At 54.4% G+C, this 386-nt stretch carries 1 pseudogene; it reads left to right on the top strand.

The annotated features are described in order from the left end of the window. A pseudogene (locus E4T82_RS12335) lies at positions 1-170 on the top strand (IS110 family transposase); the annotation flags it as partial. Positions 171-386 lie beyond the last annotated feature (216 nt).

The raw sequence follows: 386 nt of genomic DNA, 5'->3' as shown, positions 1-386 counted from the left end.
CCAGTAAGACTGAGTGGGGACGGGCGTTCCGCGACCGTCTGGCGGCTAATGGCAAGAAAGGAAAGGTGATTCTCGGCGCGATGATGCGCAAGCTGGCACAGGTGGCGTATGGAGTGCTGAAGTCAGGCGTGCCGTTCGATGCGTCACGGCATAATCCGGTAGCGGCGTAAAAATCGCGGAAGGGATGAAAAAAACAGCGCCTGACGGCGCTGTGTCTGGCATGCCTGCAATCCGGGAAACCGGACCAGGAAAAAACTTGCAGGCCATAACAGTATCTACATAACTCCTGCAATATTTTGGATTTGCATGATTTGTGGGCCGGATAAGGCGTTCACGCCGCATCCGGCATGAACAACGCGCACTTAGTCAATAATCAGGATGTGAGG

The sequence above is a fragment of the Streptococcus cuniculi genome, from assembly GCF_004570575.1.
In the GTDB taxonomy this organism is placed as follows: Bacteria; Bacillota; Bacilli; order Lactobacillales; family Streptococcaceae; genus Streptococcus; species Streptococcus cuniculi_A.
This window is presented reverse-complemented; position numbering and strand designations above follow the sequence as displayed.